Source organism: Streptomyces sp. NPDC127097, from assembly GCF_042724075.1.
Classification (GTDB): Bacteria; Actinomycetota; Actinomycetes; order Streptomycetales; family Streptomycetaceae; genus Streptomyces.
Map to the genome: position 1 here is coordinate 24326 of NZ_JBHXFI010000076.1, position 7348 is coordinate 31673.

Annotated in this window: 5 protein-coding genes and 1 pseudogene; 1 reads left to right on the forward strand and 5 read right to left on the reverse strand. The window is 69.7% G+C overall.

Features of this window, described 5'->3' with window-relative positions; all coding sequences use genetic code 11:
- Positions 1-596 precede the first annotated feature (596 nt).
- The 5 genes and pseudogenes from ACFWJW_RS34480 to ACFWJW_RS34500 all read right to left on the reverse strand — a co-directional run.
- Positions 597-973, reverse strand: a pseudogene (locus tag ACFWJW_RS34480) (ATP-binding protein); the annotation flags it as partial.
- A gap of 66 nt (positions 974-1039) precedes the next feature.
- Positions 1040-2140: a hypothetical protein gene (locus tag ACFWJW_RS34485; protein ID WP_387248623.1), complete on the reverse strand. Its 1101-nt coding sequence runs from the start codon at positions 2138-2140 to the stop codon at positions 1040-1042.
- A 363-nt stretch (positions 2141-2503) separates the two neighbouring features.
- Positions 2504-2767, reverse strand: a complete 264-nt coding sequence (locus tag ACFWJW_RS34490; RefSeq protein ID WP_387248625.1) for a hypothetical protein — start codon at positions 2765-2767, stop codon at positions 2504-2506.
- Positions 2768-3245: 478 nt separating this feature from the next.
- On the reverse strand, positions 3246-3413 hold the full coding sequence (locus ACFWJW_RS34495) for a hypothetical protein (protein WP_387248627.1): 168 nt from the start codon (positions 3411-3413) through the stop codon (positions 3246-3248).
- A 543-nt stretch (positions 3414-3956) separates the two neighbouring features.
- Positions 3957-6482, reverse strand: coding sequence for a Helicase associated domain protein (locus ACFWJW_RS34500; RefSeq protein ID WP_387248629.1), 2526 nt, complete (start codon positions 6480-6482; stop codon positions 3957-3959).
- Between the two features lie 187 nt (positions 6483-6669).
- Between ACFWJW_RS34500 and ACFWJW_RS34505 the strand changes: the two genes are divergently transcribed.
- A complete protein-coding gene (locus ACFWJW_RS34505; RefSeq protein ID WP_387248631.1) occupies positions 6670-7104 on the forward strand; it encodes a hypothetical protein in 435 nt (144 codons plus the stop codon).
- The last annotated feature ends 244 nt before the right edge of the window (positions 7105-7348 follow it).

The following is a 7348-nucleotide window of genomic DNA, read 5'->3' on the forward strand; positions in this document are numbered from 1 at the left end:
CCCAAACTCCACGTTGCGGAGCGCGGCGCCCCGCCCGCCCCACCCAACCCCACCGCAAAGTGTTCTCCTATCTGATTTCCAACCTGACCGGGCCCGGTCCAAGGCCGCAGCCGCGGCCTTGGACCGGCCGGTGCGGGAGATGGGCGGCACCGCCCGCGGCACCGCACGCTCGGATGCCAAGCACGCGGGAAGGTCACCGACACCTCGCCGCGTTCTCGTCGACCGCCTCGCCCGCAACATCGCCACCTTGCCCGAGGGTGTGATCGCGGCAGCCAAGCGCGCCATCCTCCCCGAGGACCTGGCCGAGGGTCTCCTGCGCGAGCACGACACCTGGGCAAGCCAGTTCATCCGCCCCGCGGCCGAGCGTTTGATCCGCGGCGGACTGGCCCACGGAGCCCAGACCCACGACGGCGCGCGCGATCTGGAAGACCTGCCCCGCAGGCTGGCAGGACAGGCCCCGGACGAAGCCCCCACCTACACCTACTCACCGGTGACCCGTCGACCACGACAACGCGTGACCCACCCACCACATCCAAGGTCAACGCGATCGACCGTCACCCCGCCCCCTACCGCCCATGAGATGGTGCGTGACCACCTCAGAGCCAGCCGGCCTTCACGGGCGCCTTGGCGCGGGCACGGGTGGCGGCGAAGCGGCAGGAGCCGGTGCCGGTGCCGGTGCCGGTCTCGATGATGGCGCCGTTGAAAGTCAGGCGCCCGACGAGGACCGCGCAGAACCAGGACCGGCGAAGGTCTTCGTCCACCCGCCGAACGACTCGTAGGACGCGACGGCGACGCTGCTCTTCTCCTCGCCCTCGCCAGGACCTGGAACAGCAACTCGGCGCCACACCCGTCAAGTCCCATGCACCCCACTCATCGATGCACAAAGACCGACACGGCCGTAGCGGGCGATGACCTTGTCCAGCTGCTTCTCGTCAGCGGCCCCGACCACCTCCTCCACCACCTTCGTTGCGAGCGGCGGGCCAGCACCCGCATGATCACCGCCCTCGGGGTCGGGGCCGCCGCCACCGAGCAATGCCCGCTAGGACCGCGTCGCCCTCCCGCACCCATCCCCAGAAGACTCGCCCCGCCCCACCGGCGCACTGCGGTCATACGGGTCGATCTCCGTGCCGCCCTCGTCCGCCTGCCGATCCGCGCCGAACGGAGGGGTGAAGTAGCCCGTCGGGGCGCCGCAGCCGCCGTTGGTCATGTCGTACTTGTGCGAAACGATCGAGAACGTGCCCGGCTCAGTGATCACCTTGTCAGGATCGTCCCAGCTCAGGACCAGCTCGCGCCGGACGATCGTGCGCACGATCTCATCGCTACCGCCCGCGTCCGCGCGGGTGACCGGGTATACGAAGGTGACATCGGCGGTCACCTGAAGTGCGCCGCGCTCGCCCTCCCGGTAGGTCAGCCGGCCACGAGTCTTCACGACGTCGCCGACCAGCCGGATGCGGGAGGGCCGGAAACGGCTGAACAGGAGAAGAGGGTCGTTCTTCCCGCTCGGGGTGCGGAAAGCGGTTTTCAGAAGATCCTGGACGTCCTTTTGGTGCGGGTTGATCAGGGCAATCGCCTTCTCGGGGCGCTCGCCCCGCAGCACCCCGCGGTCCAGACCGGACGCGACGAGGAAGCCCCGGGTGCGGGCAAGGGCCCGCTCGACCTCGACCGCGCTCATCCAGCCGACCGCCCCGGCCTTCGGCACGGTGATCCCCGCCGCTCCGCTCGCCCAGCTCGCCGCCGGCGAACCGCGGAACGGCTCGTCCATGGTGGGGCGTTGAGCCACCTCCGCCGGAGGAGCCTGCGTCGGGCGGGCGGTCTCGGCCGCCAGCGATGGGGCCTCAAGGCCGCCGCCGGCGAACAGGTCCACCATCCACTCCGGCGCAAGCGCCACCACCAGCAACACCAGCGAGGCCAACAACCCAGCCGCGTACCAACCCGTGCGCCGCTTGGGCCGCGGGGGCGTGTAGCTGCGCCAGCCCTCCAGGCCACGGCCGGGCTCCGCGCGCAGCCGCCTCGCCACGGCGCGGGCCCGCGCCGATGGCTCCTTGGGCGCATCCACGGCACCCGCCACCGACTCGCGCAGAAACCGCTCCCACTCCTCGTCGGACCTGAAAGAGCCATCCGGCTCCGTACCCGCACCCACCCCAACCCCCGTGCAATCAACAGACCGCGGCCCACTCCCCTGAGACGCGTCCGCATAATGACACAGAGCGCCGACAGCGACGCCGGCTGGGCGGACGGAGCGGGCTCGCCACCCCTTCTCAACTGGCCAACTCAAGCGCTCAGCCACACCAGGTGTGACTGAGCGCTTCAGTTGGCCCCTCTGGCCAGATACCCAGCCAGTCCTGAAGGCCGGATCGGCATCGGCGAGCCGAACAGCTGTGGCGAGCCGCCAGCGGGGCCGGAGCACGCCGCGGCGTCGATAAGCAGGAACGCGGGCACCATTGACGGATGGCCGTGCGCCCCACGCAGAGACACCGCTGATCACCCCTTCCGGGGCGGGCGCTCAGTCCTCGGCGATCTGCAAGGCCAGCGCGAAGTATTCACCGTCCGTCCCTGCGAGCAGACTGTCGAACACAGGGGTGAGCCCATTCACTGCACCGCATTCCGCGTCGTGATTGGTCCACCAGCCGGCCTCCGACCCGAGCAGGGACACCACCCGGCCCACCGCGCGCTCGGCGTTCTCGACGGGCAGGTGCCGATGGCTCGGCCAGAGCAGGTCAACGGCCGCCACCTGAGCCAGGAACGAGGCGGCCCTGTGCGCCTCCACCGGTTCCAGAACGGCACAGATCTCAGAGACGGACAGCGGGGCGTACCCGGGCAGGAAGCGCCGCGGCCTCCCGCTCGATCCGAGCCCCTCGCCCCTCGGCCAATCCAGCGTCCACAGTCTCGGCGATCTCTACTTCTGTCGTCATGGCATACATCCCCTCGCGAGTTGCAGCCCGCGGCCACCGACGATGCTTCTCCCTCGCGCGCCACAGTTTTGCAGCGCCCTTGTTGTACGGGTCCAGGTGCAAGGGGAAGCTGCGAATGTCACACGACGACTGAACACTATTCGCTGGGCCCTTGGAGATCTGCGTACCTGCAAATCAGCAAGGGCGTCTGAGCCGAGTCGATTAGCTATGGGGTATCCGACGGGCGCCCGCACTTGCTGAAGGCCGCGGTGCCTCCGTCCGCTCCTCGCCCTGTCCCGCCCGGTCCCGGTCGCCATCGCGGCCGGGACCGAGGGCTGCGGATGTCACCACTGCTCACAGCCGGAGGATGTCGAGAACGTCGCGGAGGGCCAGCCCGGCACAGTACGTGACAAGGCCGACGACGAGGAACACCCCGGCGGTGTACGCGACGCCGTTGCTGAACTCGACACCGAGCCGGCACACGGTGCGCCATGCGGCAGCTCGGAGCCAGGCCCTGAACACGCGGAGACGCCGTGTCAGCCAGTGTCGGCGCCTGGGGACTGGACGGGCGGGGAAGAGGGACTTGCGCTGGGGGACATGAGGGTGCCTTTCGACGCGTGGGTGAGCTCGGCAGTGGCGGACAGCTCGGTGACTGTCGTCCGCGGGGTGGTCGCCGCGCGGCCGGCTGTCAGCTCGGCTCACGGCCGGAGCACGTCCCTCGTTCAGGCTCGTAAGCCCGTGCCGGGGCGGCGAAACCACGCTAGCGGCTCCTGCATCGCCCCTGCACGGCTGTGACGGCACATCAGCGCTTCCTCGATTCCGTTGATGACGTTCGAATGGCGCGACTCTCTGCCGAAGCAGGGGTCTGTGTCGCGTGCTCGCGAAAACGCCCCACTGCACCCCTTGAGCTGCACAGATGCCACCGGACAGCACCCCCACACGAAGATTCGCGAAAACTGAAAGAGGCCCGGACCATGCGGTCCGGGCCTTCCTACGTACTCTTGTTATGGGGTGGCGGGAGCGGATGTCGCACGCTGCCCCCTTCGCCCCCTCCCGGCTCGCCGCTTACGCCCACCGCATCCCGATCGCGGCCAGCTGCCCCACCCGCTCCGGGGACAGTGCCGCGGCCCGGCTGCGCTGATTCCCGATCCACGCCCCGAGCCGGAGCTCCCGCTCCTCCTGGTCCTCGCCGACGACGATCCGTTCGACGTGCTTGCGCGGCACGCGAAGGTGCCCCTCGCGCTCGAAGAACTGCTTGGCGGCCGCGTAGTTCATCGCCCACTTGTCGGCCTGCGTACGGCGAGGGGGCGGCTTCTCGTCCTCGGCCGCGGGCTCGATCCCCAGGACCTGCTCACACATCCACTGCTGCACGGTGGTGAGATTGTCCCAGCCGAGCCGCACCGAGCGCACCCACCGGCCAAGGTCCTCGCCCTGCTGCACGACGTCACCGGGCCCGGTCGGCAGCGTGCCGCCGGCCTCCAGATGAAGCCGGACGAGGTGGAAGGCGCGCTGCCACTCCACCGGCCAGGCCGGGCACCACGACGCGTCGATGTCCTCCAGCTGCTCGCGCCGCTCCTCCGACAGCGCCCCCGCCGACGACTCCACCGGCAGGCCCTCGGCACGCCGTTGCTCATTCTGCTGCGCCTTGCGGGCGGCGGCCCGCGCGTTCTTCAGCCAGATCCCCACCCGGTAGCCCTGGAAGGTGGCGTCCAGCGGGGCCAGGAGGTGGCCCGCCTCGGCCGCCCACCCGCGCGCCGCTGCGAGACCTTCCTCCCACGCGACATCGAAGTGGCTCCAGACCATGCCCAGCTTCTCCAGCTGCTCGATGCGGTCGGCGTCCATGTCGCCGCGGGCGTAGAAGCGGCGTGCGTCGGCGATCCACTGCCCCAGCGGAAACCCGGCGAGGCAGGCCGGCCACCCCTCGGCCTCCACCGCCTGGTCATCGCCCGCGGGCACGCGGTAGGTGAACGGCACCTTCACATCGCCGTACTCGCGGACGTAGATGGCGGCAGCCTCCACCCCGCGGCGCCAGTGCTGATGTTCGGGGTTCACCACGCGCAGGTTGATGAACGCAGCCAGCTGCGCCGGGTCGCGGGGTGTGCTGAATTTCAGCAGTGCCCGGGCCGGCGCCGAGAGTCCGTGCTCGCGGCTCTCCCCCTCCCCGCCATCGCCTCCCGAGCGGCTCTGCACGCCCGTGGAGCGGCTTTGCGCCTGCGGCTGGGCCAATGCCTCCACCACGCGGGCGTCGTGCGCTCTGAGGGCTCCCAGCAGCTTCGCCAATCCGCCGAACGCCCGGGAAGTGAGCATGTTGTCCGCTGTCTCCCCGGGCCCGAGCAGGACGGGCACCACGAGGGATGCGACCTTGCCCTCACCGGGCTGCATCCGCAGCGCGCGGCCCACGGCCTGAACGAGGTCGGGCATGGAGCCGCGGACATCGGCGAAGTACACGGAGTCACAGTGGCGGATGTCGACACCCTCCCCGAGTACCTTCACCGACCCCAAGTAGCCCTTCTCCACGACTGTGCCATCCGTCGCGATCCCGGCCGCGAACTCGCCCAGCACCCGGCGGCGATGGTTCGGCTTGTGCTCACCGCACAGCCAGTCCGCCCAGATCATCTTGGGGTGCGACTCGGGGCCGGCGGCGTGCAGCTGCGCAGCGACGTGCGGGAGGCCCGCCGCGAACGCCTCGGCCTCCTTGACGACGTGGTGGAAGACGAGCGTGCGTCGGAAGTTCTCCTCCGAGGACGCCTTGACAAGTGCGGTCTGGAGCGCGGCGAGCCGGGCGCCGCGGACCTGGTCCGAGCGGCCCTCGGCGCCCAGCAGCTGGGCTGCTTGGAGCTGGGTGTCGGTGATGTCCACACACACCACCTGGTACGGCGCGCAGATGCCCCGATCGATCGCCTCGGAGAGGGTGAGGGTGTAGCAGCGAGCCCCGAACGGCCCACCCGGATCGTCCTCCATGCTCGCCACCAGCTCGCCCGGCGCGCCCCGCTTGGACTCCTCATCCAGCTGCCACAGCCGGGGCGTAGCCGTCATATACAGCCGCCGGAGGGAGGGGATGCGGGTGTTGTCGTGGACGACCGCCCAGGGCTTGCCGATCCGTCCGGAGGTCCGGTGCGCCTCGTCGACGACAATCAGGTCCCAGCCCGGAAGGCCGGCCTTATGCGCGCGCTCCAGCGTCCCGAGCCCGAGCGAGGCGTACGTGGCCAACACCGTAACGCGGTCGAACGGGCGCACCCAGTCGACCAGCTCTTCCACCTCCGTGGTGTTGGGGAAGGCCACCTCATCCCCGCGCAGGGACGAGACCCCGATCATCGGGCCTCTACGGCCGCCCTCGCGCCACGCCACCTCGGTCTGGGCCAGCAAATCCAGCGAGGGCACCAGCACCAGCACTCGGCCCGCCCGAAGCTCCTCCGCGCTACGCACAGAAACGAGGCTCTTGCCCGAGCCGGTCGCCATCACCACCTGCGTACGGAGCCCACGCGCGGACACCCGCGAGCCCACAGCCGGCTCGAGTGCACGGCGCACCGCGTCCACGGCCTCCCGCTGATGAGCCCGCAAAACCACCTTCGTCACGCTGGCTCCCTCCATCCTGAACGATCTCGCCCATTCGCCGGCATCGACCGCTGGAGTGGTGGCCGTCTCGCATTCCATAGCCTATCCGCCAACGAGAATGATGCAAAAGGAAGCCGCACCCATGACAACCCGACGCCACCTCGCCACGGGTTAGGCTCGCCGGATGCAATGGGGGCCACTGATAAGCACGGTAGTAGGCGCGGTGATCGGTGTTCTGGCGACCCTTGCCGCTGACCTGTCCCGCGCAAAGCGCACCCGTCAGGACAGTGAGCACAACGCCCGGCGCCAGCTCTACGCCGACTACCTTGCCGCCCTGGCAAGCACCAGGAATCATCTCCGACTGGCCGCACGCTCCACCCATACGCCACCCGAGGAGCGGGCCCGCAAAGCCATCGAGGCATTCAAAGAGGGAAACGCCTACGAACTGCGGTACCAGGTAGCGCTCATCTCCCCGCAATCCGTTATCGAAGCATCCACCGCAGCCTTCCGGGCCTTGAGAGATCTACGAGACCTGATCGAGGAAGGCGCACTCCACACCGAGCCCAGCTACCTCGATCTGAGGGACCGTTGGGAAGAGCACTTCGCTGAACTCCGCACCGTCATGCGCAACAACCTCAACAGCCACCCACCCCGGTAGCCAGCCGCCCGCGCCAGCGGGCCGGCCTGGAGGCGAAGCCGGAAGGCCAAGGGGAGCGAAGCGACCCGTTGCGCGAAGCGCAATCAGATCCCAAGCGGAGCGCGGGATCTGACGGCCCGGAGGGCCGGCCCGTGGCGAAGCCACGGGCAACTGGGGTGCGCAGCACCCCAGCCCGACCCGCGGAGCGGGTCGGGCCACCGAGCGAAGCGAGGTGGTTCGCTTGCACAGCGCGCAGCGCTGTGGG